This window comes from Chryseobacterium sp. 2VB, assembly GCF_005503635.1.
GTDB classification, from domain to species: Bacteria; Bacteroidota; Bacteroidia; order Flavobacteriales; family Weeksellaceae; genus Chryseobacterium; species Chryseobacterium cupriresistens.
In genome coordinates this window covers 184,317-211,256 of sequence record NZ_SCNC01000005.1, presented here as the reverse complement: position 1 = coordinate 211,256, position 26,940 = coordinate 184,317, and the positions used below count along the sequence as shown (strand labels likewise).

Annotated in this window: 22 protein-coding genes; 15 read left to right on the top strand and 7 right to left on the bottom strand. The window is 38.1% G+C overall.

Features of this window, described 5'->3' with window-relative positions; translation table 11 throughout:
• Positions 1 to 299: 299 nt before the first annotated feature.
• Positions 300 to 1,685, bottom strand: coding sequence for a tRNA uridine-5-carboxymethylaminomethyl(34) synthesis GTPase MnmE (mnmE, locus tag FFS26_RS07560; RefSeq protein ID WP_110010585.1), 1,386 nt, complete (start codon positions 1,683 to 1,685; stop codon positions 300 to 302).
• 500 nt (positions 1,686 to 2,185) lie between these two features.
• Here mnmE and FFS26_RS07555 point away from each other — a divergent pair, with 500 nt between their 5' ends.
• Complete coding sequence (locus FFS26_RS07555) at positions 2,186 to 3,187, top strand: hypothetical protein (RefSeq protein ID WP_137904720.1); 1,002 nt, start codon at positions 2,186 to 2,188, stop codon at positions 3,185 to 3,187.
• A gap of 13 nt (positions 3,188 to 3,200) precedes the next feature.
• On the top strand, positions 3,201 to 3,716 hold the full coding sequence (locus tag FFS26_RS07550) for a hypothetical protein (protein WP_228406528.1): 516 nt from the start codon (positions 3,201 to 3,203) through the stop codon (positions 3,714 to 3,716).
• Positions 3,717 to 3,794: 78 nt separating this feature from the next.
• Here the strand turns inward: FFS26_RS07550 and FFS26_RS07545 are convergent, their stop codons facing one another.
• Positions 3,795 to 4,265, bottom strand: a complete 471-nt coding sequence (locus tag FFS26_RS07545; protein ID WP_110010588.1) for an Lrp/AsnC family transcriptional regulator — start codon at positions 4,263 to 4,265, stop codon at positions 3,795 to 3,797.
• Between the two features lie 142 nt (positions 4,266 to 4,407).
• On the opposite strand from FFS26_RS07545, the gene FFS26_RS07540 reads away from it, so the two are divergent.
• The 9 genes from FFS26_RS07540 (at position 4,408) to FFS26_RS07505 (ending at position 16,723) form a co-directional block, all read left to right on the top strand.
• Positions 4,408 to 5,796 carry an MFS transporter gene (locus tag FFS26_RS07540; RefSeq protein ID WP_110010589.1) on the top strand — a complete coding sequence of 463 codons (1,389 nt, stop codon included), beginning with the start codon at positions 4,408 to 4,410 and terminating at the stop codon, positions 5,794 to 5,796.
• A 121-nt stretch (positions 5,797 to 5,917) separates the two neighbouring features.
• Positions 5,918 to 6,664, top strand: coding sequence for a metallophosphoesterase (locus FFS26_RS07535; protein WP_137904719.1), 747 nt, complete (start codon positions 5,918 to 5,920; stop codon positions 6,662 to 6,664).
• A gap of 85 nt (positions 6,665 to 6,749) precedes the next feature.
• Positions 6,750 to 7,664: a helix-turn-helix domain-containing protein gene (locus FFS26_RS07530; protein WP_110010591.1), complete on the top strand. Its 915-nt coding sequence runs from the start codon at positions 6,750 to 6,752 to the stop codon at positions 7,662 to 7,664.
• 218 nt (positions 7,665 to 7,882) lie between these two features.
• Positions 7,883 to 9,028, top strand: coding sequence for an efflux RND transporter periplasmic adaptor subunit (locus FFS26_RS07525; protein WP_137904718.1), 1,146 nt, complete (start codon positions 7,883 to 7,885; stop codon positions 9,026 to 9,028).
• Positions 9,029 to 9,037: 9 nt separating this feature from the next.
• Positions 9,038 to 12,178, top strand: a complete 3,141-nt coding sequence (locus tag FFS26_RS07520) for an efflux RND transporter permease subunit (RefSeq protein WP_110010593.1) — start codon at positions 9,038 to 9,040, stop codon at positions 12,176 to 12,178.
• Positions 12,179 to 12,195: 17 nt separating this feature from the next.
• On the top strand, positions 12,196 to 13,608 hold the full coding sequence (locus FFS26_RS07515) for an efflux transporter outer membrane subunit (protein ID WP_228449408.1): 1,413 nt from the start codon (positions 12,196 to 12,198) through the stop codon (positions 13,606 to 13,608).
• Positions 13,609 to 13,666: 58 nt separating this feature from the next.
• On the top strand, positions 13,667 to 14,218 hold the full coding sequence (locus FFS26_RS07510) for a DUF2652 domain-containing protein (protein ID WP_137904716.1): 552 nt from the start codon (positions 13,667 to 13,669) through the stop codon (positions 14,216 to 14,218).
• 318 nt (positions 14,219 to 14,536) lie between these two features.
• Positions 14,537 to 15,151, top strand: coding sequence for a hypothetical protein (locus tag FFS26_RS22755; RefSeq protein ID WP_228449407.1), 615 nt, complete (start codon positions 14,537 to 14,539; stop codon positions 15,149 to 15,151).
• 51 nt (positions 15,152 to 15,202) lie between these two features.
• Entirely contained in the window at positions 15,203 to 16,723 is a 1,521-nt protein-coding gene (locus tag FFS26_RS07505; protein WP_228449406.1) for a TonB-dependent receptor domain-containing protein, read from the top strand.
• A gap of 435 nt (positions 16,724 to 17,158) precedes the next feature.
• Here the strand turns inward: FFS26_RS07505 and FFS26_RS07500 are convergent, their stop codons facing one another.
• From FFS26_RS07500 to FFS26_RS07480, 5 genes are all read right to left on the bottom strand, one after another.
• Positions 17,159 to 19,369, bottom strand: a complete 2,211-nt coding sequence (locus FFS26_RS07500; protein ID WP_410493499.1) for a glycoside hydrolase family 3 C-terminal domain-containing protein — start codon at positions 19,367 to 19,369, stop codon at positions 17,159 to 17,161.
• A 279-nt stretch (positions 19,370 to 19,648) separates the two neighbouring features.
• Entirely contained in the window at positions 19,649 to 20,458 is an 810-nt protein-coding gene (gene metQ / locus FFS26_RS07495) for a methionine ABC transporter substrate-binding lipoprotein MetQ (protein WP_137904714.1), read from the bottom strand.
• Positions 20,459 to 20,581: 123 nt separating this feature from the next.
• Complete coding sequence (metI, locus tag FFS26_RS07490) at positions 20,582 to 21,238, bottom strand: methionine ABC transporter permease MetI (RefSeq protein WP_110010601.1); 657 nt, start codon at positions 21,236 to 21,238, stop codon at positions 20,582 to 20,584.
• The gene (locus FFS26_RS07485; RefSeq protein ID WP_110010602.1) at positions 21,231 to 22,259 is read right to left on the bottom strand and encodes a methionine ABC transporter ATP-binding protein; all 1,029 of its coding nucleotides are present in this window, start codon (positions 22,257 to 22,259) and stop codon (positions 21,231 to 21,233) included. The genes metI and FFS26_RS07485 overlap by 8 nt, the downstream gene beginning before the upstream one ends.
• 18 nt (positions 22,260 to 22,277) lie before the next feature.
• Positions 22,278 to 23,276: an EamA family transporter gene (locus tag FFS26_RS07480; protein WP_110010603.1), complete on the bottom strand. Its 999-nt coding sequence runs from the start codon at positions 23,274 to 23,276 to the stop codon at positions 22,278 to 22,280.
• A gap of 571 nt (positions 23,277 to 23,847) precedes the next feature.
• Between FFS26_RS07480 and FFS26_RS07475 the strand changes: the two genes are divergently transcribed.
• The 4 genes from FFS26_RS07475 to FFS26_RS07460 all read left to right on the top strand — a co-directional run bounded on the left by FFS26_RS07475 (position 23,848) and on the right by FFS26_RS07460 (position 26,935).
• Positions 23,848 to 24,780 (top strand): ring-cleaving dioxygenase, encoded by a 933-nt coding sequence (locus FFS26_RS07475; protein WP_171006260.1) that lies wholly within the window; start codon positions 23,848 to 23,850, stop codon positions 24,778 to 24,780.
• A 59-nt stretch (positions 24,781 to 24,839) separates the two neighbouring features.
• Positions 24,840 to 25,136 (top strand): GNAT family N-acetyltransferase, encoded by a 297-nt coding sequence (locus FFS26_RS07470; protein ID WP_047433770.1) that lies wholly within the window; start codon positions 24,840 to 24,842, stop codon positions 25,134 to 25,136.
• Between the two features lie 219 nt (positions 25,137 to 25,355).
• On the top strand, positions 25,356 to 26,309 hold the full coding sequence (locus tag FFS26_RS07465) for a VOC family protein (RefSeq protein WP_110010605.1): 954 nt from the start codon (positions 25,356 to 25,358) through the stop codon (positions 26,307 to 26,309).
• 5 nt (positions 26,310 to 26,314) lie between these two features.
• Positions 26,315 to 26,935: an alpha/beta hydrolase gene (locus FFS26_RS07460; RefSeq protein WP_137904712.1), complete on the top strand. Its 621-nt coding sequence runs from the start codon at positions 26,315 to 26,317 to the stop codon at positions 26,933 to 26,935.
• Positions 26,936 to 26,940: the final 5 nt, after the last annotated feature.

Here is a 26,940-nt window from a genome sequence, read left to right as displayed (position 1 = left end):
GTATGAAAATGAACTATCATAAAAAAGGCTGTAAAAGTTCTAAAGAATTACCTTTAAATAAATACTAATTAATTCATTTAGAGTATGCTAGTATATATTACGTGCAGTGAATTAACCAATAAAATCGTACGATTTTTATTTTGAAACTAGGGGACAAAACTGGGGACAAATTTAACTGATTTATAGTGCTAATTTTCTTTTGTAAAACACATAAAATGCTGTAATACAGTGATTTATAGTATATTTAAAAGGATTTGCTTGGTTGCTGTAAGTTGTTGATTTTCAGTTATTTAAATACATTATTTCCCGATACAAAACTTAGAAAAAATATTCCCCAGCACTTCATCATTGGTTACCTCTCCGGAGATTTCTCCAAGATGTTCCAGTGCATTTCTAAGCTCGTACGCGAGTAATTCTGTAGAGATCTGGAAAGAAATAGCTTCTTTTACTTTATGAACGGCATCCATGGATTTTCTTAAGGCTTCAAAGTGTCGTTGATTGGTGATGACAACGTTATTTTCTTCAGTTTTTAGATGTTCCACATACGAAGAAAGTTCATTTTTCAGATCCTGGATGTTTTGATTTTCAACGGCTGAGATTTTAATAAAATCAAAATCATGAGAAATGGCGTTTCTGAAAATATCTTCTACCGTTTCGTATTTTGTGGGAATTACTTCGTCAATTTTTGTTGCGCAGATAATCAGCTTCAGATCTTCTCTTAACAAGGATTGAATCATTTCAATATCTTCAGAAAAATCCTCGGTCGCAGCATCTGCCAGATACACGAGAATATTGGCGTTTTCTACTTTTTCTTTTGCTTTTTTTACCCCGATCGCTTCAATTTCATCCACCGTTTCACGAAGTCCGGCAGTGTCAATTAACCGGAAAGCATGACCTTTAATATGAAGAACTTCCTCAATGGTATCTCTCGTGGTTCCGGCAATATTACTTACGATAGCTCTTTCTTCTTTTAAAAGAGAGTTCAGCAGCGTAGACTTTCCGGCATTCGGTTTTCCGATGATGGCAACGGCGGTTCCGTTTTTAATGGCATTTCCGTATTGGAAACTTTCAATCAAAGAATTTAGTTTGACTTCAATTTTATCCAATAATCCACTTAAAGCACTTCTGTCAGCAAATTCCACATCTTCTTCGGCAAAATCAAGCTCCAGCTCAATTAAGGAAACGAAATTTAAAAGATCCGTTCTTAATACAGAGATTTCATTGGTGATGCCTCCTTTTAATTGATTGATCGCAACTTTTCTCGAAGCTTCATTTTCAGAAGCAATCACATCAGCAATCGCTTCCGCCTGGGAAAGGTCAATTCTCCCGTTGATAAAGGCACGAAGAGTAAATTCTCCTGCTTTGGCCATTCTCGCTCCGTTTTTGATCAGGGTTTCAAGAATACGTTTTCCGATATGTGGAGAGCCGTGAAAAGCAATCTCCACAGAATTCTCAGTGGTGAAACTTTTCGGAGCCAGGAAAATAGAAAGCATCACTTCATCAATCGCTTCCTCTTCATCCATAAAATAACCGTAATGGATGGTGTGGGATTTCTGTTTTTCCAGATTTTTGGCCGGAAAACTTTTCTGAACCACAGATAAAGCTTCATTTCCTGAAACACGGATGATGCCTAAAGCACCTATTCCATTGGCCGTAGCCAGCGCGCATATCGTATCGTTATTCATGCTGCAAATTTACGGTTTTTAATGTGATTTTTCATTCAGATCTGCTATTCAGATTATCTATTGCTGTATTCAGTTAAAAACTGCATAGGTTTTAAAAACAAGCTATGTTTTGAGAGGCTTGCTGTATAAAGAAGTACCTGTTATATCAACAAGTGCAGAATTATTTCTATTAAACACAGGGTGAAAATACGATTTGAAATGTAAAAATTTGAAAAATAATTCTGCTGAATATAAACACAATTTGGAAGGTGTAGTTGGTTGTGGTGTAATATTTATAAGAGTTTTTTAACAACGCCGGTAATAATGTGGGGTGGTAAAATATCATGTAAGTATTAAAAAATTAAACAATTGTTTGGTATGTTAATTGTTGTTAGTGGGGTCGATGATGTTGAAAGTTTAAAAATTTATTATTAAAGCAGTAATAATTTGTTAAAGTATTATAAATGTATATGAATAAACTATTTTTTTTAAATTTTAATAAAAAATTGATTTTTTTATTAATGCTCATTTTCAGTGCTGTAGCCTATGCTCAGTGTATTCCTTATACAGGGCAGGCCATGACAAGCGGAAACACGTATTGCCTCAATGGAAACCTAAGTGTAAGTACCAATATCAGCATTCCGAACGGGGCTGCCCTTATTATACAATCCGGACAGCTGCAATCCAATAGTATTCAGGTTGATGGGATTCTGGAAATTACTGACGGAACAAGTGTTAAATGTACAGGAACTGTGAAAGTAGGAACTTTTGGGTCTCAGAAAAATTCAAAAATTAAACTGGGAACCAAATCTTTCTTATCTCTTGTAGGATCAGTGATTCAGGAAGACCCGACATTTGGCGGTTTCTATCCCGGAACAACTTCCGTTATTGAAATGGGAACAAGCAGCGTGGTAGAAATTTGCGGAACATTTACCCAGCAGTCTACGACATACCCTTCTGTTGAATATGTAGGTGTTCCTACCGGAAGAGCTTACTGTATTGCAAAAGCAGACGTAAGTGGTGGTGGAGGAGCTTCCATTATCAGTGATGACAGCCAGATCGTAACCATTGCCATGGGATCTGTTATAGGATTGGGAATGGGGAATTCAAGCTTCTGCGGACCTAATGCAACCAAAGCCATGTGTCCTGCTCTCTGGCCCGAAGGACTATCAGAAGACAAAACGAGCTGTGGAAATGCTCCCGTGATTATTGATGAGATCGACGGATTTTGTACAAAGCCCGGAATTTCTGGGACACCGGACGGATATACAAAATTTGGAATTACCATACAGCAGAAAAGCGATTCGTGGCCTGAAAATATACCTAACGGATTCCTGGCCATGGAATCAAAAAATAAAGGCTTTGTGATTACCAGAGTTCAGCATGTAAGCCAGACGCCACAGCCCGGAGACGCCATCGCAGAACCGAAAGAAGGAATGCTTCTGTATGATATTCAGGATAAATGTGTAAAACTGTACAACGGTACGGAATGGAAATGTGTAGAAAGAAGCTGTAATGATTAAACTGATAAAGAATATGAACAATATAAAAAATATAAGTATAGCAGCTGCTTTGGTTATTTCCAATACATTTTTTGCTCAGGTTGCGATTGGTAAACAGTCCGTGGATGGAAACAGTACGGTCTTAGATTTTGATAACGTAGCAGGAAATACAAAGGGTATAATTCTTCCCGCAACATCTGGTTTTCCTGCAGGATCTTTGGAGAACGGAACATTCATCTTTGATGTCACGGACAACAAAGTAAAAATGTACGAAAATGATGTTTGGAAATCCCTGTCAGATGCCGGTAATTCAAGTGTGGTTATCGCTAATAATTCTGCAGAAACGGGAAAAGGAGTCATTATGGGGGAGACTGCAAGTTCTGCTGATGGCGTATTGGTTCTGGAATCTCAGAATAAAGCGATGATTCTTCCTCAAATAGCAGCACCGCATCTTAATGTGAAAAATCCTTATCCGGGTATGATGTGCTATGATACAGTCAGTAAAACACTGGCGGTATTTGACGGATCAGTCTGGAATTACTGGAAATAGATGATGAAAAATTAATCTAATATTGATTGACTATAAAAAGCAGCTGCATGTTTTCACGCAGCTGCTTTTTATTTTGTCTTACACAATCTGCGCACTTTCCTTAATGCTGTTCATAACAAAAATGCTCTTCGTCTGGCCGATTCCTTCAATTTCTGATAATTTGTTCACGAAAAACTCATGAAATTCATCCATATTGGGAGCAAGGATCTTCAGCATAAAGTCAAAATCCCCGCTGATATTGTAAAATTCTACCACTTCCTTCAATCTGCCCACTTCCTCAATGAATTTTCCCGCAGTTTTCTTGTTGTGAACATTTAAAGCGATCATACAGATCACCATCATTCCTTTATTAACCTTTTTACGGTCAACCACAGCAGTATACTCTTTAATGATCCCCTGTTTTTCCATACGTTTGATACGCTCATGCGTAGGTGTAGGACTCAAATTGATTCTGGCCGAAATATCACGGATACTCATCTTCGCATCTTTCTGAAGAAGACGGAGGATAGATAAGTCTTTTTCATCAGGAATATAGTTTTCAGTTGCCATTTTGTTCTGTTTTTATAGGTTTTTCCTGGTAGATCAGATGTTTTGTTCTTTTAAATATTTGAAATATTTAATATTGTTCCAAATTTAAGATTAAATTTTTATATACGTTCTGTTAATTTTAATTTTGCAGGAAATTTGAAACATGGATACAAGGAAGAATTTAATATTAATTTTAGCATCGGTAGGAACATTTGTAGAAGCGTTGGATATTGCCATTATTAATTTGACCATTCCTTCTATTCAGCAGCAGTTTCAGATTGGAGCAGAGACTGTTCAGTGGCTGCAGACGCTCTATGTATTATTCTTTGGGGGATTTCTGATCATTGGAGGAAAGCTTTCAGATCAGATCGGAAGAAAGAAAATGTTTTTGCTTGGAGCGCTGATCTTTATGCTGACTTCATTAGGCGCTGGATTATCCCAAAACTTTGAAGTGCTGACAATATTCCGTGCTTTGCAGGGATTGGGAGCAGCATTGGTAATGCCTTCAGCGTTATCCATTGTGACCAATACGTTCAGAGAGGAGCAGGAGAGAAACCGGGCTATCGGAATTTTCAGTTCATTTGCTGCCATTGGTTCAGGAAGTGGTCTTTCAGTAGGCGGAATCATCAGTACTTACCTGAGCTGGCATTGGGTTTTCCTGATCAATGTTCCTATTCTTTTGATCACATTGGTGCTGTCGTACTATTATCTGCCAACCGATGAAAAAAGCGAAACCGCTCAGAAAACCGATATGGTTTCAGGAATATTGATGGTGCTTGGATTGCTAAGCCTGACTTACGGAACGCACGAATTGGTTCACATCAAAGAACAGCCTTTCCTGGTAACAGGTTCTATAATACTTGCTTTAGTACTTCTTGTTATGGTATACTACCGTTTAAAATCCGTTGCAGAGCCATTGGTAGATTTAAAACTGTTTAAACACAGATCTTTAGTAGTTTCCAATGCTGTATTCTTTACTCTGGGAGCATTTTTTATCGGATTTTTATTCCTGATTTCACTGATGCTTCAGAAAGATATGGGCTACAGCGCTGCTTCTGCAGGATTAATGCTTGTTCCGTTCAGTATCCTGTCTGCTTTGACGGCTAAATTCATTCTGCCACACCTATCAAAACGTCTGAGCTCTTCTCAAATGGGTGTTTTAGGATGGTCGTTTATGCTGACCGGAGGATTGCTGCTGTTGATTTCAGTTTACGCAGGACATCCGCTAACAGTAGTTTTATTGGGAGCTGCATGTATCTCCGGAGTTGGAATGACATTTTGTTTTACCGCACTTTCAGTAATGGGAATTCAGGATGTTGAGCCTGCACATTACGGATTGGCATCAAGTTTGAGCTCTACAAGTTACTTTTTGGGAGCAGGTATCGGGTTGTCATTCATGACGTTGATGAGTCAGATCTTTCCATCAGAATTATCAGTAGGAAGTCTGAATCTGATTATTTTGATCAGCTACGCTTTATTAGCTCTTGGAATGTTATTCTATTTTATATTGAAAAGCGTAAAAGTGAAACAGGCAGAAGTAGCCGTTTCATAATAAGCGGTCTTAAAAATATACAAACTATATGAGGAAAGAATCGGTGTTTAGGTATCGGTTCTTTTTTTGGACTTTTGCTATTCTGTTTCCCTTTACTACCTTTGCTTTTTAACTATTCATCATGAAAATACAGGTCATCAGCGATCTTCATCGGGAATTTGGAAGTACGGAATTATGTTTTGATCACGCAGATGTGGTTGTGCTGGCAGGGGATATCAATCTGGGAACCAAAGGAATGGAATGGATTAAAGAAGCAATACCCAATAAACCTGTAATCTATGTTTTGGGTAATCATGAATACTATAAAGGTTCTTACCCGAAAACACTTCATAAAATCAAAGAGGCAGCGTTGGGCTCCAATGTCCATGTGCTGGAAAATTCATTTGTAGACATTGATGGAATTCGTTTTCATGGGGCAACGCTGTGGACGGATTTTTCCATCTTTGGAAATCCTGTTCAGTATGGAATACTTTGTCAGTCAAAGATGAACGACTATAAAATGATCAGAAGAGATCCTTCCTATTCGAAAATGAGAACTTTGGATACCTTTAAAATTCATCAGCTTTCAAGGCAATGGCTAAAAGAAAGCCTTGAAGACTCAAAAGGATTTAAAAATATTATCGTTACCCATCATGCACCCAGCATACAATCTGTTCCTGAACATTACAAAGAAGATCCGTTAACAGCTGCTTATGCTTCAGATTTAGAAGATTTGATTACAGCGTATCAACCATTATACTGGATTCATGGGCATATCCATACGCCGTGCAGATATAAGATTGGAGAAACAGAAGTGATCTGTAATCCTCATGGCTATATTGATGAAAAATATAACGGATATGATAAGGAATTACTGATTGTTATTTAGCAAGCAATAAAAAGTAAAATTTGATAATTGGGCTTCTTGGCACTTTTTCCTTTTTCCACTACCTTCGTGTTTAATTTTCTTTCCAATGCCTAAAAAATCCCAACCAAAACCTGATTTTGTTTCCCAGCTGGCCTTTGATGAAGTACTTCAGCAAGTGGAGTTTGATCTTAGAATCAAGGAATTTGTAGTGATGGAAATTGATAAGGCAAACTACATTATACAACCGAATATGCCTTATCGTTCTGATTATTTCTGCATTTTTATGGTGCAGAAAGGAGGTGTTACATTCAGGTTGGATGATAAGAGTTATAGTGTTACCAAAGGCGATATTATTTTTTGTCCCATGCTGGAAACGTTTTGGCTGGATGAAATTACAGAAGATTACAATGCTAAATATATTTTCTTTTCACTGAACTTTATATCCGATGCAGGTTTTAATTATAAATCAAATAATGTCCTTAAGAGCTTATCTTCTGATCCGGCCAATATCATCAGGAATGAACCGGACGTGTACAGGAAAGTGAATTTCCATCTCGATGAGCTGAAGGTTTTGAATGATAAAGAAAAAGAGAATTATTATTTCAAAGAAATGATATGGCATCACTTTTCACTGGTGATTTACGAAATTGATAATTATTTCAAGAAAACGGAAAGACCTCATCCGGTTACCCACAGAGAAGATGAGTTGACGACCAGTTTCTTTAAACTTGTTCAGGATCATTTCAAAGAAGAACACAACGTCCAGTTCTATGCCGATAAACTTTTTATCAGCCGTAAATACCTTACAAAGGTGATCAATAAAACAGTGTTTAAATCTCCAAGAGATATTATTCATCAGGTGCTCGCTGTGGAAGCCAGGCTGTTATTGAAAAATCCCAATCTGAATGTCAGTGAGGTCGCATCAAAGCTGAGTTTTTCAGATCAGGCGTCTTTTAATAAGTTTTTTAAAAAACACGCGGGAAGATCTCCATTGGAATATAAAAAAGATGATTTGTATTGATAATCAGTAATTTGTGTTTTTAAGACGTCTTTTTACCAAATTTCAACTATTATTTTGATTAATAATAGCAAATAGTGTCATTTATATTGTCTATGAATGATATTTCTCATGTTTTTCAAAATAAGGAGTCTTTTTGACAAAACAAGGAGTTTTTCGAATAATCCTATTGAATTTTTTTCGTTCGATTTTTGTGCGGAAAATTTAAAAGGACTATTGTTATGCAAAGATTTTTTATTCAAAAATCGACTCTACTTTTCCTCTCACTGATCATATTGGCAGGATGCAGGAAAAATAATCAAAACCAGGGCTATCAGCAGCAGGCACAGGAATTACCTGTGGCCAAAGTAACACAGGGAGACGCTTCTGTTTCCAGAGAATATGCAGCATCTATCGAGGGAGTTTCCAATGTGGAAATCAGACCTCAGGTAACAGGATATTTAAGCAAAATTTTTGTTGATGAAGGTGACTTTGTGAGGGCAGGACAGCCATTGTTCAAAATTGAAGATCAGGTTTTCCGTGAACAGCTGAAAAGTGCTCAGGCATCTTTGATTACCGCTCAGGCTAATCTTTCAACTTCTAAAATTGATCTGGACAGAAAAAAAGAACTGTTCAGAAACAAAATGGTTTCGGAAATTCAGGTGAAAGAAGCGGAGGCGGCTTATAATGCAGCACGTGGAGCGGTAAGCCAGTCTACGTCTACCATTGAATCTGCAAAAATTAATTTAAACTTCTCTGCCATTAAAGCTCCGGTAAGCGGATTTATCGGAAGATTCAATTATCGTCTGGGAAGTTTAATGACGCCGGGTAATCAGGATCCGATTACTCTGTTATCAGACATTCATCAGGTGTATACTTACTTCAGTCTGAGCGAAAATGATTTTAATAATTTCCAGAAACAGTACACGGGAAGCAGTATTGATGAAGTGATAAAAAATACTCCGGCAGTTTCATTATTGCTTTCAGGAGGTGAAAAATATGCTGAGAAAGGAAAGATTGATGCGGTGGAAGGTCAGTTTAATAAAACAACCGGATCAATCACGCTAAGAGCAAAATTCAACAATCCCAACAATCTTTTGAGAAGCGGAAACACGGGTAAAATTGTACTGGATCAGTTCTACAGCAATGTTGTTCTACTCCCGATTGCTTCTACCAGAACCATTCAGGATAAAGTTTTTGTATTCACCATTCAGGGTGGGAAAGCAGCCATGTTGCCTGTAGAAGTGAATGGAAAAGCAGGGGACAATTTCATTGTAGCCAAAGGACTTAAGGCTGGAGATGAATATATCACCAGCGGTTTTGACCGTCTACAGCCGGGAACTCCTGTCGTGGCACAAAAGAAAAATGCTCAACAGAAAAAATCCTAAGAAGAAATCATGTTAAAGAAAATTATAAAAAGACCCGTACTGGCAACGGTTATCTCCGTATTGCTTGTTATTCTGGGGATCGTCGGGATGGTAAGCCTTCCGATTACAAAATTTCCGGACATTGCACCTCCTACCGTTATGGTAACAGCGGCCTATCCGGGAGCCAATGCTGAAACCATTGCCAGGTCCGTAGCACCACCTTTGGAAAATGCCATCAATGGAGTGGAAAACATGGATTATATTACTTCCACAGCGAGTAATGATGGTACTTTAAGTATTACTGTTATTTTTAAATTAGGAACAGATCCCGATCAGGCGGCCATTAACGTTCAGAACAGAGTGGCGCAGGTGACCAACCAGCTTCCCGCAGAGGTAATTCAGGCTGGAATCACTACGGTGAAAAGACAGAACAGTATGATCGCGATGGTCTCTTTGACCAGTAAAGATGGTACGATGAGTGATCTTTTTCTTGAAAACTATGCGAAAATCAATATCGTTCCTGAGCTTAAAAGAGTAAAAGGAGTAGGAGATGCCATGGTATACGGAAATAAAGATTATTCCATGCGTATCTGGCTGGATCCGAATAAACTGACTTCGTATAATCTTACGCCTTCCGATGTTTCCAGAGCCATTCAGACTCAAAACCTTGAAGCAGCACCCGGAAGATTAGGGGAAAGAAGTAAAGAGGTCATGGAATATGTGCTTCGTTACAAAGGAAAATTTACAGAACCTGAACAATATGAAAATATTACAATTAAAGCGTTGAATGACGGTTCTGTTTTAAAGTTAAAAGATATTGCCAAAGTAGAATTCGGAGCGTACAGTTATACGGTATCTTCCAATTATAATAAAAAAGCTTCGGTAACGATGGCGATCTTCCAGATGGCAGGATCCAATGCCAATGAAGTACAGATTGCGCTTCAGGAAAGAATGAAAGAACTGAAAAAATCCTTCCCGGCAGGAATGGATTATGAAATTCCTTATGCTACAAAAGATGCACTGGATCAATCCATAGAACAGGTAATTCATACCCTGATAGAAGCATTTATCCTGGTTTTTATTGTGGTATATATTTTCCTTCAGGATTTCCGCTCCACGTTGATTCCGGCTATTGCGGTTCCGGTATCGATTGTAGGAACATTCTTCTTTATGAAGGTTTTCGGATTCTCTATCAATATTCTGACCTTGTTCGCATTAGTACTCGCGATTGGTATTGTGGTAGATGATGCTATTGTAGTAGTAGAGGCAGTTCATGCTAAAATGGAACATAAAAAACTCAACCCGAGAGCAGCTACTATGTCGGCCATGAGTGAGATCACAGGAGCAATTGTTTCGATTACGTTGATTATGTCTGCCGTATTCGTTCCTGTAGCCTTTATGAGTGGTTCTACAGGATTATTCTACCAGCAGTTTGCATTGACACTGGCGATTGCCATTGTGATTTCAGCGGTGAACGCATTGACTTTGAGTCCGGCTTTGTGTGCTTTATTCTTAAAACAACATCATCCGGGAACGCATGAGAAAATGAATTTTAAAGACCGTTTCTTTGCAGGTTTCAATGCAAGTTTCAATAAACTTACTTTCCGTTATGGAAAAGCAGTATTGTTCCTTTTAAAAAGAAAATGGGTGGCTTTGGTTCTGATTGTAGCCTTCGGAGGATTGTTCGCATGGATGTCTATGACAACACCTAAAGGGTTTATTCCGGATGAAGATCAAAGTTTTATTATTGTAACTGCTAATCTTGCTCCCGGAGCTTCAAAGGATAGAACGTCTAAAGTAGTTTCCGATACGGAAGATCTTTTAATGAAAAATCCGGCTGTGGATAAAGTAATTTCTGTAGACGGACTGAACTTATTCAGTGGTTCCATGTCATCTTCGGCAGCTTCTATTTTTGTTAAATTAAAAAAAGGAGGCGAGAGAGGACCTGTTAATAATATCAACGATATCATCGGACAAACTCAAGGCATGCTTTCTCAGGACAAAAGAGCGAATTTCCTTGTGATCAATACCCCAACGGTAGATGGTTTCGGTAATACCAGTGGGATGGAACTGGTGCTTCAGGACCGTACCAACGGAGAACTTCAGAATTTAGGAAATATCTCCTACGGAATGATGGGCGCTTTGATGCAGAGACCTGAGGTTGCCGTGGCATTTACTACGTTTGACGTTACTTATCCGCAGTTTGAGGTGCTTGTAGATGAAGTGAAGTCTGCGCAGCTTGGAGTAAATGTTTCTGATGTTTTAGGTGTGATGCAGGGATATTATGGAAGTATTCAGGCGTCTGATTTCAACAGATTCGGGAAATATTACCGAGTATTGGTACAGTCTACACCGGAAACAAGACAGGATAAAGAATCTCTGAACGGAATTTTCGTTAAAAATAACCTGGGTCAGATGGTTCCTGTCAATACATTGGTAAGCCTGAAACAGGTGACAGGAGCAGAAGTAGTAGATCGTTTTAATCTATTCAACTCTTCTAACTTAACAGTAATGGCAGCTCCGGGATACAGTACCGGACAGGCTATGGCAGCCATTGATGAGGTAAGCAAGCAGGTACTTCCTCCGGGATATACTTATGATTATAAAGGGATGAGCCGTGAAGAAGCAGGTTCAAGCTCACAATCTGTTATGATCTTCGGGTTATGTATTGTATTTGTATTCTTCCTTTTATCTGCGCAATATGAAAGTTATATCCTTCCATTAGCGGTTTTGATCGCGATTCCGGTAGGGCTTTCAGGAGTATTTGTGGGAATTACGTTTGCGGAACTTTCCAATAATATTTATGTACAGATTGCTTTAGTGATGCTAATCGGATTGCTGGCGAAGAATGGTATCCTGATCGTAGAATTTTCCATTCAGAGACGTAGAGCGGGGAAAAGCCTTATTGCTTCTGCAGTAGAAGGAGCAAAAGCCCGTTTACGACCTATTTTAATGACTTCTCTTGCATTTATCACCGGGTTGATTCCATTATTATTCGTGGTAGGTCCTTCAGCAATGGGGAACCATTCCATCGGGTATGCAGCCATTTCAGGGATGCTTTTCGGAACCATTTTGGGAATTTTTGTAGTTCCTGTTCTTTTTGTGGTATTCCAGGCATTGCATGAAAGAATCAACGGAAGAGTAGTAACCGATGCGGATTGGGAATATTAATTCAAATGATTTTAAAAATGAAAATTAAAAATATAGCATATATCGCATTCATTTCAGGAACAGCAATCTCCTGTAAGGTTCAGAAATATGAACAGCCTGAAATAAAAATGCCTGAAGCTTTCAGAGCTGACAGTATTGTGGTGGATTCTCAGCAGAATATTGCTAAAATAAGTTATAAAGACTTCTTCAAAGATCCCCTTCTGGTAGGATTAATTGATAAAGCAATGATGCAGAATAATGATCTTCAGGTGGCTTTAAAACAGATAGAATTTGCATCACTGGCTTACAATCAGAGCAAATGGGCCAATATCCCAACGGTAAGTGCTTCTGCCAATGCCAATATCAACCGTCCTTCAGACAATAGTATGAACGGAATGATGGCGGGACAGTTTATGGGAAAAAGATATATGGAAGATTATACAACTTCTCTGAGTTTCTCCTGGGAAGCAGATATCTGGGGGAAGATCAAAGGCAGAAAAGAACAGGCTTTGGCAGAATATCTTAAAACACAGGAAGCGGCAAAAGCGGTAAAAACGCAAGTTGTATCTGCGGTTGTACAAGGGTATTATAATTTATTAATGCTGGATATTCAGCTGGAAATTACAAAATCCAATCTGGCGTATGCGGATAATACCCAGAAATTTCTGACCAAACAGCAGGAACTTGGTTTGACAACAGCTTTGGCAGTACAACAGCAGGAAATTGTAAAGGACCAGATTCTGAAATCAATTCCTGCTATTGAAAGTTCTGTAACCACTCAGGAAAATGCTTTGAGCCTGTTAACGGGTTCTATGCCCGGAAAAATTGAAAGAAGTGCAAGTCTGAACCATGTACAGTCTCCGGATCATCTTGCAGCAGGCATTCCTTCAGAATTATTAAGCTACAGACCGGATATTAAAACGGCAGAACTTGAAGTCAGAAAAAGTGCAGCAGCCATTCATGTGGCAAAAATGAGCATGTATCCTTCATTGAATATTACCGCACAGGGTGGAGTGAATGCCTTCCAGCTCAGCAAATGGTTCAGCGTTCCGGGATCTCTTTTCGGAATGGTGGCGGGAGCCGTGGCACAGCCTATTTTGAATGGAAAACAGTTGAAAACACAGTATGAGCAGTCTAAAGTATTAGCTGATCAGGCGGAAATCAACTTTAAGCAGTCTGTTTTAAAAGCGGTAGGTGAAGTGTCTGATGCATTGGTACAGATCAAGAAGCTGGAAGAACAGCAGAAAATTGCAGAAGGGCTGGCTGTGAAATCTGGTGAAGCCGTGAAGAAGGCTGATTTATTATTTAAATATAATTCAGCAACGTATGTAGAAGTGATTATCGCACAAACGAATAAACTTCAGGCAGAACTGGAACTGGCTTCTCTGAAAACTCAGAAACTGAACGCGATTACAGCGCTTTATCGCTCTGTAGGAGGCGGATGGCAATAAAGTAAAATTGAATCTGCTTCGTCTGTAAGGATGAAGCAGTTTTTAATCCATTATCATTATGAAGACAAATATACAAGAGGGGATCATTCTTATTCCGGATTTCAGCGGATTTACTGAATTTGTGTTCAATACAAAATTGTATACAGGCGAGTATATTGTACGGCAATTACTGTCGACACTCATTGATGTGAACGATCAGTATTTTGAAATTTCCGAGATTGAGGGAGATGCCATTTTATTTTACCGTTATGATGAAAATCCGTCTTACCAGAGTATTTCAACAATGCTGTGGAAGATGCGGACTGCTTTCAACAGGAAAATAGAAGAGTTAAGTAAAAGTTTAAGTACCAAAATTGATCTGGCTCTCAAGTTTATTGTTCATTACGGATCTTTTTCACAGTATAATATCGGAAACTTCAGAAAATTATATGGAAAAACAATTGTGGAAGCCCATCAGCTTTTAAAAAACGGAGTGGCAGAACAGCCTTCTTATGCACTTTTCAGTAATTCTTTTCTGGAAAGCAGCAGGAATAAAGAATCCGGTTTTAATAAAGATCCGTTTCGTTTGCCTGAGGTAGGTGTTATTCATTACTTTGAAAGTGTAAACTAGCATATATTTTTTAATAGTAATCCTTGTCAATTTGCTATTGCTAACGGCCCGGGTGAGATCCGGGCTTTTTTGCTGGTCAAACTATTGGAATTTTAAATAAATTTTCAATTTCGTGTAAATATTGATTTTTAAGAATATTTATAATGGAAGTGAGTTTTATTGGTTTGATTTGTTGAAAAATTTACATCATTTTTAAATTTATGTTTACGTTTTAATTGTTATATGGTTGAAAATTAAATAATTATTTTACTTTTTTTTATTTTTCAATGTAACATATTAATGAAGATAGTGGTCTTATAGAAAAAACTATAATTTCACATGAAAATATTATTATTTCCCATAGCAATATTAACAGGCGTATCAGCAATGGGCCAACAGGTTCCAGCTCCGGCTGCCAACGATACTGTAAAAGGAAATGCAAAAGAAATAGAAGCGGTTACGCTGGTTGCCAGAAAACCAACCGTAGAATCTAAAGTAGACAGAACTGTATTTAATGTAGCGAATAGTGCAATTCTTGCCGGAAATACAACATGGGATGTGCTGAGAATGACTCCTCTGGTAAGTATTGATAACAATGATGAGGTAAAAGCTGAGGGACAATTGGTTACCGTATACATCAATGACAGGAAATCTGTTTTTACAGGTAAGGAGCTCAAGGAATATCTTAAAACAATTCCTGCCGATAACCTGATGAAAATTGAAGTAATCACCAGTCCGTCTTCCCGTTATGAAACTTCCGGTTCCGTGATCAATATTGTCCTTAAAAAAAGGGATGATGAAGGATTAAAAGGAAGCATATCTCTCAACAACAGACAAAGTACCAAAAACTCGCAATACACGAATTTCAACCTGAACTACCATAAGAAAAAGTTTACCCAAACCCTTATAGGAGGTTATAATAACGGAACTTATGTACAGACGAATCAGACATGAGATAACCGCTATGCGGAAAATAGACTGACACAGTTTAATCTGAAAAATGTAATGAGAAATGAAAGCCCTTCTGTTTCTTCCACTTCAGAGTTTGAAATTAATGATAAAAATAACTTCGGGCTTGTACTGGAATATTCACAAAACAGGAATTTTCATACTGCAGAATCTAATGGAGCCACTACAAAAGACGGAGATCCGGGAGAATCTTTCCTCCAGAACCAAAACAACTGGGGATTCAGCCGTAATCTGGGGACTAATGCTTTCTACAAGTACTATGATAAAGAGAAAAACAGGATTTTAGATATTAATTTAGGAACCAATTATTCCAGTAATAATAATGATAATCTGATCGACAAGCAAATTACTAAGCAGGGGGTGATAACCCATCAGCAGCTGGGCGTTATCAGTAGCAATCAGATGCGTAATTATTATCTGAAAGTTGATTATACACAGCCTTTTGGTAAATCGGGAGGCACCATGGAAGTAGGAGGGAAGACCGAAATAAACAACCATGTTATTCCTAACAGCCTGTATGGATTCAGTATTGATAATGCCATCCCGGAATTCGCTAATCTTTCCCGCAATGACAGATTCCATTATGAAGATCATCTGAGTTCTTTATATGCCAATTACAGCAAAACATTTTTTGAAAAACTGGAAACAAGAGTCGGAATCCGTTACGAATATATTGATTATAAAGTAAGACAGGATGTAGCAGGTACGGAAAGAAGGGATTCTTACGGCTCTTTTCTTCCCAACTTATTGCTGAAATATAGTTTTTCAGAGAAATTTGACCTGAGTCTTACCTACAACCGAAGCATTTGGAGACCCTGGTATTCTGAATTTAATCCCTTCCTTATGCCTGAAATTAACGGAACGTATTCCAGAGGAAACCTTTATCTGAATCCTAACCCGAATGACAGGCTTTATCTGAAGTTCGGAATTCTGAAAAAGTACTTTATCTCTGCAAGATATATGCACACGAATCAGGATTACTGGACGACTTACGTAACGGAAAATGGCAGAACAGTTTCATTGCCGGGGAACTTTGATGGAAAGGTTGAAAAATACTACCTATTTGCCAATACCAATCAGAATTTCCTGAAAAATAAACTGAATGTGAATGCCGGATTTGGATGGTACTACATTAATAATAAGGATTTTAACGAGAAGAATAAATTGGGAGCTAAGGATTATATCAGCTATTGGGGAGCCTCAGCGAATATATCTTATACTAATCTGTTTAATAAAAACATTAATGTAAGTGCATGGATGGAACTTGCCAATCAGAATAACGGTAACTCATATGCCAACAATACCAATGTTTTCCATAATATTTCAGTGACTAAAATATTCCCGAAAACCCAGATGGAGCTGAGCATGCAGCTGATGAACATCTTTAAAAGGCCTTATGGCGATAACACAACATACAGCGCGGACGGAACTTTCAGAGAGTACTCAAAATGGGACTGGTATGGAGTTTCTCTTACTTTTGTAAAGCGTTTTGGAAACCAGAAGGTAAAGGAGAATACAAAAACCGACGTAGAGAAAAACGGCGGCGGCGGAAAATAATTCAGGATTTGTTAGATATAATGAAAGCAGGTTTCCAATTGGGAATCTGCTTTTTATTTCTGGCTGGAAGCTAGAAGTAGTGAGGTCCGTCCTTGATTGTCTTTAAAAATCTGTGCAATCTCTGTAATCTGTGGGAAAAAAGAATAAATTTTTAGCGCAAAGTTCTTATCTGAATTTTTTATTATTTTAAGCCGGCAAAGTTTTGAATCAATTACATTGATTCTTTCTAAGCGAACGTAATCGTAATCTTTCTTAAGCAACAAAGTTGCTTTCTTAGCTTCCTTAAAATGTTACTTTTTTTATTTAAACTTGCGTTAGAAAAACGCTGATAAGTTTAGCACCCACAAAAAAAAGGAGAAATAAAAAAACAGATCCCAATCCGGGATCTGTTTGCATTCTATCAAATAATTATAAATAGAGTTTATAATCTGCTTTTTATTTAAGGGTAAACTTTACTTTGGTTTTAATAGCATCGGAAGAATTTCCAATCTGTGCTTCAAAGTCTCCCGGTTCAGCTACCCAATCGTGTTTTTGAGCATCAAAATAGCTTAAAGCCGTTTTATCAATGGTGAAAGTCACTTCTTTCTGTTCTCCCGGATTCAGGTATATTTTTTCAAAACCTTTCAATTCTTTTGCAGGGCGGGGAACAGAGGATTTTAAATCACTGATATAAAGCTGCGCCACTTCAGCACCTGCCTTTTTGCCTGTATTTTTAACGGTTACTGTAAATGTGATTTTACCGTCCTGTGAAATAGTAGTCTGGTCTGCTTTTGCTTTTCCGAATTCAAAAGTAGTGTAGCTCAATCCATGTCCGAAACTGAAAAGAGGTTTTATATTCTTCGTGTCATGCCAGCGGTATCCTACAAAAATGCTTTCGTTGTACGTAATATTGATAGGATTTTTCTGGTCTTTTCCTTTTCCTGCTGCCAATTCATCTTTCTGTCCCGGATATTCTCCCAGCTGGTGTGCTGAATTGTCTTCAAGTTTTACCGGAAATGTAAACGGAAGTTTTCCTGATGGGTTGGCATCTCCTGCTAAAATGGCAGCAATAGAGTTTCCGGCTTCGGATCCAAGATACCAGGCTTGTACAACCGTCGGAACTTCTTTGATCCACGGCATGGCCACTGCATTTCCGGAAACTAAAACCACAGCAAGATTTTTGTTCGCTTTGGCCAGCACAGAGATGATTTGATCCTGATTGTAAGGCAGTCCATAGCTTTTTCTGTCGTTTCCTTCACTGTCCTGGAAGTCTGCTTTGTTCAGTCCGCCTACGAAAATGACGTAATCTGATTTTTTTGCCAATTCTACGGCTTCATTCAATAATTCAGCCTCAGATCGGGTGTCTTTTAAATCCTGTCCGGATTTTACTCCGTTATATTCTCCTCCGATATCTCCTACATAGCCTCTTGCATACTGTACATCAGCCTGTTTTCCAAATCTGGCTTTGATTCCGTCTAAAGGAAGCGTTTCATATTTCACTTTTAAAGATGAAGAACCACCGCCAACAGTCATTATTTTGATGGCATTCTCTCCGATAACCGCTATTTTTTTAGCCTTGTTAAGATCAATCGGAAGAATATTCCCCTGATTTTTTAACAGAACAATTCCTTCTTCTCCGATTTCTTTGGCAACCGCTTTATGTTCTTCAGAAGCAATATTTCCGAAAGGCTTGTTGCGGTTCATTGTTGTTTTGTAGGCAAGACGAAGTAATCTTGTTACTTTGTCATCCAATTCTTTAGTTCCTACTTTTCCTGCTTTAATCAAATCAAGGTAAGGCTTTGCCAGATAATAATTGTCATAGGCATTTTTAGTTCCTGCAGAAAGTCCGTTGGTCCATGAACCGAATTCAAGATCAAGACCATTGTGGATAGCTTGTTCTGTATTGTTTACAGCACCCCAGTCGGACACAACAACTCCTTTATAGTTCCATTCTTTCTTTAAAATATCATTTAAAAGATACTGATTCTGGCTGGCATACTGGCCTTTGTACATATCATAAGCTCCCATGATCGTCCACGAATCACCTTCTGTCACAGCTGCTTTGAAAGGTGGCAGATAAATTTCATACAACGCTCTGTCATCTACATTCACATTGCTTGTATGACGGAACATTTCCTGATTGTTCAGAGCAAAATGTTTTACAGAAGTTGCCACTCCGTTAGATTGTACACCTTTAATATAAGGAACCACCATCTTGGATGTCAGATAAGGATCTTCACCCATGTATTCAAAATTTCTTCCGTTCAGTGGAGTTCTGTAAATATTAACTCCAGGTCCCAGAAGAATATCTTTTTTTCTGTAGCGGGCCTCTTCGCCCAATGCTTTTCCATAGTTCCATGACATTTTTTTGTTCCATGTTGCGGATAAAGCAGTCAGGGCAGGGTAGGCGATAATAGAGTCGTTGGTCCATCCGGCCTGATCCCATTCGTCCCACATTACTTCAGGACGAACCCCGTGCGGGCCATCGGTGGTCCAGAATTCAGGAATTCCCAATCTTGGTACACCCGGTGAACTGAATTTGGACTGTGCATGAAGCATAGCCACTTTTTCCTCCAGTGTCATTCTTGATAATGCATCCTGAATACGCTGTTCAACAGATTTGGATTCATCCAGATAAACAGGAATGGTAGTATTAGTCTGAGCCATATAAGAAGCAGAAATAAAGGTGAGTAAACTTATAATGACGGTTTTCTTTAACATAATGCCTTTCTATTTGATTAAAAACAAAAATAGACAAAAATTTTATTATCTCAAATTGAGAAAATAAAAAATTGACAAATAAAAAAACTGCCTGATTATTTGCAGACAGCTTTTTATTAAATATTGCAGGTGTAAATGCGAAAAAACTGAAGAGAAGTTATCAGGTGAAAAAGAAAAACCCGAATCCACTCTCACAACTCTAATATCCTCAAACCCTCTCACTCATCAATCCCATCCTTTCACAGCACCTCCTTTGAAGATTTCCTTAGCTTTCTTTTCCACTTCCGGAGACTGGTAGGCTTTTACAAAGTTTTTTACTTTCTGGCTGTTTTTATTATCCTGTCTGGCGACTACCACATTCACATAAGGAGAATCTTTGTCTTCAACAAGAATACCTTGCTTTTCCTGATCCAGACCTGCCTGTGCTGCAAAATTATTATTAATTACCCCCACAACAACATCTCTGTCATCCAGAACCCTTGGAATCTGTGCTCCTTCAATCTCCATAATTTTAAGCTGTTTTGGATTCTCTGTAATATCCGTTACTTTGGGTAGAAGTCCAACTCCGTCTTTCAATTTCAGCAGGCCATTTTTCTGTAAAAGAAGTAAGGAACGTCCTCCATTGGTAGGATCATTGGGAATAACAATCGTATTGCCTGCCTGTAATTCACCAACGTTTTTAATTTTTTTTGAATAAGCTACAATAGGATACACAAATGTATTTCCTACAGGCACAAGGTTATATCCTCTCTGCTTTGACTGTTCTGTTAAATAAGGAATATGCTGAAAGGCATTGGCATCAATATCTCCGTTAGTAAGGGCTTCATTGGGAACTACATAATCGTTGAAAGGGATCAGTTCCACTTCAAGATTGTACTTATCTTTAGCCACTTTTTTAGCCACTTCAGCAATTTCCTGTTCCGGGCCATAGGTAATCCCGACACGGATAAAGTTCGGATCATCCTTTCTTCCCGAACAGGCACTGAACAGCAATATTCCGGCAGCCACTAAACCAAAAATCTTTATTTTTTTCATTCTATTTTTTATTTAAATACTATTGAAGCAAAAGAGTAAAAAATGATCTTATTCATCCCCATATCCCGAAACTCGCACCCCGGATCTCAAACACTCCCACTCTCAAACCCTCTCACCCAAAAACTACCTGTGATCAAATCTTTTTGACAATCTGTCGCCCATAAACTGGATAATGAAAACCAAAAGAACAAGCAGAATCAAAACGGTATTCATAATTACAATATCATATCCGATATATCCGTACTGGTAACCCACCTGTCCAAGCCCGCCAGCTCCTACAGCACCACCCATTGCAGAGTAACCTACTAAGGTAATCAAAGTGATAGTCGCATTATTGATTAATGAAGGAAGCGCTTCGGGCAGCAATACTTTTCTAATGATCTGCAGCGGAGAAGCTCCCAAAGCTCTTGCCGTCTCTATAAGACCGTGTGGAACTTCGATAAGGCTGTTTTCTACAAGTCTAGCAATAAAAGGAGCAGCTCCCACACTTAACGGAACCAAAGCCGCATTCACTCCAATGGAAGTTCCTGCCAGAATCCTTGTGAAAGGAATCATCCATACAATTAAAATAATGAAGGGAATGGCACGAAAAATATTTACCAATATAGATAATCCTCTATGGTAGGCTGCATTTTCCAGCAGTTGTCCTTTTCTGGTTAAAAATAGCAGGATTCCTACCGGAAGTCCCAGCACAAATCCAAAAAATCCGGATAAAAATGTCATATAAACCGTTTCCCAGGTTCCTTTTGCCAAAAGGGCAATTACCGCATCACTAAGCATATCCTTTTACTGTATTTTGAATTTTATTTTGATTGAAATAATAGATCGCCTGCTGGTTTTCTTCCGCTTCACCCTGAAGCTGCAACAGTAGTTTACCGAAATTGGAATTTCCAAAATACTCTACATCCGCCTTTAACAATTTATATGGGATTTTATATTGGTTGTATAGTGTTGAGAGAATTTGTTCAACACTGATGTTTTCGTTAAGTTCTATTTCGACCAGTGGAAATAAACCTTCTTGAGGTTCTTTCTGCAGTCTGCTGATGAGTTCCTGTGGCAGGGTCATGATGTCTGAATTGATGAACTGACGGATGATCGGGTTCTCTTTTTCCGAAATAATCTCGCTTAAAGTTCCTTTTGTTAATAATTTTCCTTTATCGATAACGGCCACGTGGTTGCAGACCGATTTGATGACTTCCATTTCGTGGGTAATTAAAAGGATGGTAATTCCCAGTCTCTGATTGATATCTCTTAAAAGCTGCAGAATAGACTGTGTTGTAGCCGGATCCAGTGCACTTGTAGCTTCATCACAAAGCAGAAGGTGAGGATCATTGGCCAGAGCCCTTGCAATGGCAACTCTTTGTTTCTGTCCTCCGGAAAGGCTTTTGGGATAATCGTTGGCTTTATCTTCAAGTCCTACAATCTTCAGGAGTTCGTTGACTTTCCTTTTGATTTCGTCCTTGCTGGTATGATCAAGTTCCAATGGAAGCGCTACATTGTCAAAAACAGTTCTTGAAGAAAGAAGATTAAAATGCTGGAAGATCATTCCGATTTTTTTACGCTCCTCAGCCAGTTGTTTGGAGCTAAGTTTGGTAAAATCCTTTCCATTAATAATAATTTGTCCTTCATCCGGCCTTTCCAATAAATTAACGGTACGGATCAGCGTACTTTTTCCTGCCCCTGAAAAACCGATAATTCCTACGATATCTCCTTTATCTATAGTAAGACTTACCTTATCCAGTGCTTTGAAAGACTGTTTTTTCTGGTGAAATGTTTTTGATATGTTTCTGATTTCTATCATTCTGATTTTATATACTTTTTAAATAGGCTGATATCTTCTGCCTGTTCTGTTTAAAAATCTCCTTACTCTTCTGATTTTGACCTTGGCCCTTTTTGAAAGTCTGAAATACTTGGTGACATTGGTTAGAAGTACTCCCAGCAATATAATGAATAAACCATACAGCTGACCTCCATTGATGCTTTGGTGGGCAACAATCCAGCCAGCAATCACTGTTACAATAGGATTGATGTAGGTGTGGGTGCTTACCAAAGCAGCGGGTTTTACGGACAGAAGCCAAATGTACGACAAATAAGCGACTATCGATCCAAAGAAGATCAAAAATAGAACCCCAAACCATGCCGATAGCGGAACCGCAGAAACTGAAAAATCAGTCCATTCTTTTCTGAAAAAAGCGATGAGAAAAGAGGCTAATCCTGCTATTATAAGCTGTTGGGCAATATTCATAAACGTAGATTGGGATGCCGGATTTTTCTTTGAATATAATGAACCCAATACCCATGAGATCGAACTTAATCCCAGAACTACAAATGCTGTAATCCGTAAATTTTCATTAACAACAGCATGAGCAGCATTTGAATGTACACTGCCTTTTAAAAACATAATCAATCCAGCAAAACCAATCACCAATCCTATCGGAATAAATTTATCTGAAAAATAATATTTCCAATTATTTTTGTCAATAGCAATAAACCAGAATGGCCCTGTTGCAATGGAAATAGCAGCTTCAGAAGCGGTTACATATTGTTCTCCCCAGGCTACAAGCCCGGTTCCTCCGGTAAGAATAAGAATACCGGTAATGGCATTTTTCTTCCAGTTGATCAGTGAATTTGCCTTTTCTCCTTTAGAAAGAAGATAGGCTATCATGAGAATTCCGGCTACCAGAAATCTCAATCCGGAAAGAATGAAGGGTGGGAAACCTTTTAAGCCAAATGAAATAGCTAAAAACGTAATTCCCCATATCACATAGATATTTGTAAAAGCCAATGGAATCAACCATTTGTTTTTAGAATTGCTCATTTTTATGTTTTTAATGTTGTTATTCAATAAAAAAAGGCTCTACCACGTGGTAAAGCCTTCGAAAATATGTCTAAATAAAAGTAAGGTCAACCACAGTATTCTTGATGTACAGGCATACACATATCCTTCATCATATTTTTGATGGTATGTTTCTTAATTGAATTATATTTTAATTCTGCCTTCATTTTGTCTTATTTCCTGAATACGTTTGCAAATATAGAATATAATTTTTATTAGTCCACTAAAAAAGTAGACATTTTGAATGTTAAATTATTATTAATGGATTAGTGTTTTGTAAATCAGTGATTTGTATGTTGTTCTGTTTTGAAATTAAAGTATTGAATAGATTAATTTCATAATGTTTTGGTAAGAAAAGGTCAGATTTTGATTAAAACAGGCGTTATGGAAAAGGTAATATAAATTGAATTTTTTGAGGATTGTGTAAAGGTTGGTTGAGGACTGTTTAAAAATGATTTAAAATGTGTTTCCGGAAACGGAGTTTTGCATTTATTAAACTAGTTAAATGCACAGGATTTCTGTTCACTGTAATTTAGCATCAAAATTAAAAGACATGGACAATAGAATTTTAGGTCTGCATCATATTACTGCTATTGCAGACAACGCGAAAAGAAATTTAGATTTTTATACCAAAGTTTTAGGTGTAAGACTGGTAAAGAAAACTGTAAATTTTGACGATCCGGGAACGTATCACTTCTATTTCGGAAATGAAAACGGAACCCCGGGAACCATTCTTACTTTCTTTCCCTGGGAAGGAATAGGAAAAGGAAACAACGGAAGCGGAATGGCAACTCATATCGGATATTCTGTCCCGAAAGGAAGCCTTGAATTCTGGAAAAACCATTTACAAAGCTTTAATGTAGCCGCAGAAGAAGGAGAAATATTCGGCGAAAAGATGATTTCTTTTAAAGATCCGGACGGCCTCCAGTTACAGCTGATAGAGCCTCTAAGTGAAGACAACAGAAAAGTATGGACAACGGATGATATCAAAGATGAAAATGCATTAAAAGGTTTCCATAATGTGACTTTAACCTTGAAAAAAGCAGATCCTACGATCAAAGTTCTGACCGATATTTTAGGATACGACTTGCAGAAACAGGAAGGCGAAAGATACAGACTGGCTACTGATGCCATTGATACCGCTAATATTGTTGATATTATTGAAAATGATACCATTCCGACAGGTAGAAATGCAGCGGGAACCAATCACCATATTGCATTCAGGGTAAAAGATGATAATGTTTTGATGGAATATCGTGAGAAAGCCTTATCCGCAGGACTAAGCATCACACCGAAAATCAACAGAGATTATTTCTACTCACTGTATTTCCGTGAGCCGGGTGGAGTTTTATTTGAAATTGCAACTGATAATCCTGGATTCACTGTAGATGAGCCTTTGAATGAGTTGGGAGCCAACCTTAAACTTCCTGTTCAATACGAAGGTATGCGTGAGAAAATAGAAGGAGTATTGCCGAACTTATCATAGATCATCGGTCATATTTTATAAAGATGCTAATTTTGAATAAAGATTTAAAAACAAGAAAAATGGAAAGAACAGAAATAGTTTTAGAAGGAAGAAAAGGAGAGATCCAGCTTTTCTCAGACGATCATAAAGCAGGTAAAATGGACATATCAGTGATTGGAAAAAAACTGACCGTTTACCATACCGAAGTAAATCCGGAATATGAAGGAAAAGGCTTTGCCAAAATTTTACTGGAAAGACTGGTTTCCTACGCAAGAGAAAATGATTTGAAAATTCTACCGCTATGTCCTTATGTTCACGCACAGTTCAAACGTCATCCGGAAGAATATAATGATGTATGGTTGAAGGAAGAACTGTAGGGAGTTTGAGATGCGGGATGCGGGTTTTCGATATTCGAGATTTGGGTTTCGGGATCCGGGTTTTTGAGATTCGAGTTTGAGAGTCTGAGGGGAAGAGGGTTTGAGAATCTTGAGCTAAAAAACAGAAGATGAATAAAGTTATTTCCGAACTTATTAACTCGAATCCCGAACCCCGAAATCTCGCCTCCATCATAATAACCAATTAACAATTTTATCACAATGAAACTTATCACAGGATTGCATCACGTTACGGCAATTACCGGCAATGCACAGGAAAATATAGATTTTTATACCGGAGTTTTGGGGCTTCGATTGGTCAAAAAAACGGTCAATTTTGATTACTCAGATGTTTATCATTTTTACTTCGGTGACGAATACGGAACACCGGGAACGATTATGACTACTTTTCCTTATGGTAAAGATCTGATCAATGGCAGACATGGTAAAGGAATGCTCAATACAACGGCTTTTTCGGTTTCTATCGATGCCCTGGATTATTGGATGAACCGTCTGGAACAATTCAATATTCCTTTCAAACAGCCGCAGCAAAGATTTTCTGATGAAGTTTTCATTTATCTTGAAGATTTTGATGGATTGGGATTGGAATTGGTTTTTAATGATGAAGACGAAAGAAAAGGATATTACAATGGTTATATTCCTAAAGATTATGCCATCAAAGGGATTCATCATGTAGAAATCTGGCAGGATGCTTATGAAAGAACAGCAGCACTTCTGACCACTCAGATGGATCATAAAGTGATCAAAGAAAGTCCTGACCGATTGAGATTGGGAACCGACAACATGCCGGGAAAATATGTAGATCTGCTTTCTACCCCAAATGCCTTAAAAGGTTTAGCAGGAAGAGGTACCGTTCATCATGTGGCTTTTGCTACTCCCGACGCAGAGTCCCAGCTTGAAATGGTAAAAAGATTAAATGCCTATGGATTGGAGCATACCGAAGTGAAAGACAGAAAATATTTTACTTCCGTATATTTTAAAGAACCGGGAGGCGTTTTGTTTGAAATTGCTACTTCAGGCCCAGGGTTCGACGTGGATGAAGAAGCTGCATTTTTAGGTGAAGATCTGCAATTGCCGCTACAGTTTGAAAAAAGAAGAGAACGTTTGAAAGAAGTTCTTCCTAAAATTGATTATCCAACAGAAAAATTCAGATAGAAATAATGAGTCATACTTTAAATATAAAAACAGCAGGAATACCCTTAAATCAGGCGGAAAAAGCTTTGATCATGATTCACGGACGCGGAGGAAGTGCTCAGGATATTCTGAGTTTATCCCAGCATTTGAATGTAAAAGACTATACGCTGCTAGCCCCACAGGCTTTGAATCACAGCTGGTATCCTTTTTCATTTATAGCTCCGGTGGAACAAAACGAACCGTGGTTGTCATCAGCTCTTGAAATGGTTGAAGAGACTGTAAAAGCAGCCGTCAATGCAGGAATAAAACCTGAAAATATATACTTTTTCGGATTTTCCCAGGGAGCCTGTCTTACCCTTGAATTTTTAGCCCGCAATGCTCAGAAGTTCGGTGGAGCGGCAGCTATTATTGGTGGCGTGATTGGAGATAAAATCAACCGTGAAAATTATAAAGGTGATTTTGCAGGGACTCCGATTTTCCTGGGAACCAGCAATCCTGATTTTCATGTTCCGGTAGAAAGAGTATATGCTACAGCTAATATTTTAAGAGAAATGAATGCGGAGGTAACTGAAAAAGTATATGCCAATTTTGGACATTCTATTAACGAGGAAGAAATTGAAATAGCGAATTCAGTTATATTTAAATAGTTTAA

Coding starts and splice junctions, on each gene's coding strand:
- mnmE (WP_110010585.1), bottom strand. CDS start 1,685: ATGAATAACGATACGATATGCGCGCTGGCTACGGCCAATGGAATAGGT.
- FFS26_RS07555 (WP_137904720.1), top strand. CDS start 2,186: ATGCTCATTTTCAGTGCTGTAGCCTATGCTCAGTGTATTCCTTATACA.
- FFS26_RS07550 (WP_228406528.1), top strand. CDS start 3,201: ATGAACAATATAAAAAATATAAGTATAGCAGCTGCTTTGGTTATTTCC.
- FFS26_RS07545 (WP_110010588.1), bottom strand. CDS start 4,265: ATGGCAACTGAAAACTATATTCCTGATGAAAAAGACTTATCTATCCTC.
- FFS26_RS07540 (WP_110010589.1), top strand. CDS start 4,408: ATGGATACAAGGAAGAATTTAATATTAATTTTAGCATCGGTAGGAACA.
- FFS26_RS07535 (WP_137904719.1), top strand. CDS start 5,918: ATGAAAATACAGGTCATCAGCGATCTTCATCGGGAATTTGGAAGTACG.
- FFS26_RS07530 (WP_110010591.1), top strand. CDS start 6,750: ATGCCTAAAAAATCCCAACCAAAACCTGATTTTGTTTCCCAGCTGGCC.
- FFS26_RS07525 (WP_137904718.1), top strand. CDS start 7,883: ATGCAAAGATTTTTTATTCAAAAATCGACTCTACTTTTCCTCTCACTG.
- FFS26_RS07520 (WP_110010593.1), top strand. CDS start 9,038: ATGTTAAAGAAAATTATAAAAAGACCCGTACTGGCAACGGTTATCTCC.
- FFS26_RS07515 (WP_228449408.1), top strand. CDS start 12,196: ATGAAAATTAAAAATATAGCATATATCGCATTCATTTCAGGAACAGCA.
- FFS26_RS07510 (WP_137904716.1), top strand. CDS start 13,667: ATGAAGACAAATATACAAGAGGGGATCATTCTTATTCCGGATTTCAGC.
- FFS26_RS22755 (WP_228449407.1), top strand. CDS start 14,537: ATGAAAATATTATTATTTCCCATAGCAATATTAACAGGCGTATCAGCA.
- FFS26_RS07505 (WP_228449406.1), top strand. CDS start 15,203: ATGAGAAATGAAAGCCCTTCTGTTTCTTCCACTTCAGAGTTTGAAATT.
- FFS26_RS07500 (WP_410493499.1), bottom strand. CDS start 19,369: ATGGCTCAGACTAATACTACCATTCCTGTTTATCTGGATGAATCCAAA.
- metQ (WP_137904714.1), bottom strand. CDS start 20,458: ATGAAAAAAATAAAGATTTTTGGTTTAGTGGCTGCCGGAATATTGCTG.
- metI (WP_110010601.1), bottom strand. CDS start 21,238: ATGCTTAGTGATGCGGTAATTGCCCTTTTGGCAAAAGGAACCTGGGAA.
- FFS26_RS07485 (WP_110010602.1), bottom strand. CDS start 22,259: ATGATAGAAATCAGAAACATATCAAAAACATTTCACCAGAAAAAACAG.
- FFS26_RS07480 (WP_110010603.1), bottom strand. CDS start 23,276: ATGAGCAATTCTAAAAACAAATGGTTGATTCCATTGGCTTTTACAAAT.
- FFS26_RS07475 (WP_171006260.1), top strand. CDS start 23,848: ATGGACAATAGAATTTTAGGTCTGCATCATATTACTGCTATTGCAGAC.
- FFS26_RS07470 (WP_047433770.1), top strand. CDS start 24,840: ATGGAAAGAACAGAAATAGTTTTAGAAGGAAGAAAAGGAGAGATCCAG.
- FFS26_RS07465 (WP_110010605.1), top strand. CDS start 25,356: ATGAAACTTATCACAGGATTGCATCACGTTACGGCAATTACCGGCAAT.
- FFS26_RS07460 (WP_137904712.1), top strand. CDS start 26,315: ATGAGTCATACTTTAAATATAAAAACAGCAGGAATACCCTTAAATCAG.